We start from the raw sequence: 2,714 nt of genomic DNA, 5'->3' as shown, positions 1-2,714 counted from the left end.
TAGACCAATTCCCATTTCGGAAAATCATTGGGTAACATCCTCCATTGGCAACCGGTTTTCACCAAATACATTATGGCGTTCCAAATGGTTCTTAAACCATATTTTCGCTTTCTGTCATTGAGGTTCAAAGTCTTTTTTATAAATTGCCACTGATTGTCAGAAATGTTTGTCGAGTAATTTTTCACTGTAATTTAATTGATTAGTAACCAACAAGTTACGGAAAATAAACAACATAAACAACTGACAATCAGTTTTTTATAAGATTATTTTATAAAATAAACGCCGTACGAATTTTTCTAATTTAATTTTTAAACAGGCTCTTAATAATGCACTACTAGTATTTAAAACTTAATGTCAATGTATAATATCTTCCATTACCTCTTACATATTCAGCATCTCTTGCAGTGTACATAGATGTAGGAGTAAAATAGGTTTTATTAAACAGGTTCTCTACTCCCAGCCCTAACATTATAAACTGATTAAATTTATAACTTCCCTGAAAGTTGAATAGATTGAAAGATTCTACAGGCCCTTCTCCTTCTTCATATTTCCCAGATTTATCCGGAGAAAACCGATCCCTTTTGAATGAGTACATATGATATAGACCTAAATTCAGTTTTTTATCATCTGACATCCATTTAACATAAGAATTTAGTCTTGGCGGAGCAATTCTCAACCCGCTCAGATATTTTTGATAGGTATTGTCATTATTTACATCTACCTTCCCTTCCTGATAAGTATAATTCACGCCTATATTCAATCCTCTTGCCGGATAAACATTCATTACAAGATCTACTCCACTAATATATTGTGGTGCTCGCAATGGTGTCCAAAAACCATTCACAGAAACTAAATCTGCACCAAGCTTAGAGTAATTATAAAAATAACTTGCAGAAAAGTCTATAACTTTACCTATTTTACTATTAAAACCTATTTCGTAGCTGTCTACTACAACGGGTTCTGTGTTAATTTCGTTTAGCACATTACTTTTAGCATCTCTCAGTACACGTCCAAGATCATAAATGTTGAATCCTCTGGAATAGGATGTAAATGGCTGGAAATAGCTAAAGGCGGTATAACTAAGTCCGGCATTGTATGAGAAGTTTTTATACTTCAGACTTCCTCCCTGTACATTAAAAGCACTGTCTTTTCCGGAAGGAAGCGTTGTATAATCCGGAACTTTTATATTCATTAAATCCCAACGGCTTCCCATTTTTACTGTTAAATCTTCCGTAAGATATAGTTTACTTTGTATAAATGGTGCAAATGCCATCATATTCAATTCAGGAACCCATACTCTGCCATCTACTAATGGCTGCGTAGTATGTTCATTCAGTAAATCTATACCATAAGTAAGTGAAGCTTTTAATATACCTTCTTTTCTGAATTCTGTATTAAAGTCGGTACGAAAGCCATATTTCTTTTCCAGAATTGCAGATTGGCCACCTGTTTTCCAACGGGGAGCTTCTCTGTAGTCGTAAATTGTATAAAAGTCTTGAAAATAAACGGATGCATTGAACGATGTATTACGGAATATAGAAGTATTGCTATATTTCAAATAAGCGTTGTGATTATATTTAGTTCCTTCTTTTACACCAAGACTTTCTCCTATTTTACCAGTTGACGGCCTTTCACCATACTTTCCTTTATCCAGGATATATTTGGAATCCTGCAAACTAGAATAGTAATTGTACATCAATTCTATTCTGCTTTTGTCATTGAAGGAATAACCCAATTTTGCAAAGGCATTATTTACCTTTGTTTCACCAAGTCCATATCTGGGGTTTTGGACTAAACCTTCTCCATCTATCTTAACGCCATTCTCTGTGAAGGTTCCGTTTACCAGATAATCAAATTTGCCCAGCTTTCCATAAAAGCTCTGTGATATTCTATATCCGGCTCCTCCCTCAGATTTAAACATCTTGTTATTGAATAATTCATGCCCCGTAAACCCCAAGACAGTTTTTCCGGATATTGACTTTTTCGAATTATCTTTTTGAGTTATATAATTAATAATCCCTCCTTCTGCACCATTTCCATAAATAGATGTTGCTCCTTTAACAACTTCAATTCTTTCAAGTACAGAAGGATCTATACTTCTAATCTCTCTGTCGTTATTCCGAAGCGGGCTGGATTGTGGAATTCCGTCTATCATTATCAATACATTTCTTCCTCTTAATGTTTGCCCTCTGTTTCCGACCAGATTATTTCCAAAAGCCAATCCGGGAACCTGATAAGCAAGGATGTTACTAAGATCCGGAGAAATTGCAGCTTGCTCTTCAATTTCTTTACGGTTGACAATGTGTACTGTTGAGGCTGTTTTCTTTATTATCTCTGGTGTCCTGGTTACTGTTATAATGACTTCATCAAGCCTTCCTTGTTTAACAGAATCATTTACCTTAATAACATTTTTCTGGGCTTTTGCAATTCCCGATACAAGGAATACACTCCCTAAGCATAATAGTGTTTTTTTCATTTGGTAGTAGTGTGTAATTATTTTTATTTAGAATAAACAAAATTAAAAATTATTCATAATCTCGCAAAAGAAAATCTAATTATAATTTTACAATATAATAAGAGCCTGTTTAAATTTTATTCAATAAATTTTTTATGGCGGATAATTTTACCATATTTTCAGAATTTTCCATTAGTAATTCGTAATTCCTGCATAATCTCCTGTCGTTATCAAACCAGGAAAATGTCCGTTCAATAAT

General features: G+C 33.8%; 2 protein-coding genes. Both read right to left on the bottom strand.

Annotation, left to right across the window (positions count from 1 at the left end; genetic code table 11):
- Positions 1–185 (bottom strand): transposase (locus tag AP75_RS13690; protein WP_143755928.1); only part of this gene is annotated, 185 nt, incomplete at its 3' end.
- Between the two features lie 149 nt (positions 186–334).
- Positions 335–2,476, bottom strand: a complete 2,142-nt coding sequence (locus tag AP75_RS13685) for a TonB-dependent receptor (RefSeq protein ID WP_072965310.1) — start codon at positions 2,474–2,476, stop codon at positions 335–337.
- Positions 2,477–2,714 lie beyond the last annotated feature (238 nt).

The sequence above is a fragment of the Kaistella haifensis DSM 19056 genome, from assembly GCF_000735695.2.
GTDB lineage: Bacteria > Bacteroidota > Bacteroidia > Flavobacteriales > Weeksellaceae > Kaistella > Kaistella haifensis.
The sequence above is the reverse complement of the archived record's forward strand: the minus strand, read 5'-3'. Positions and strand labels throughout refer to the sequence as shown.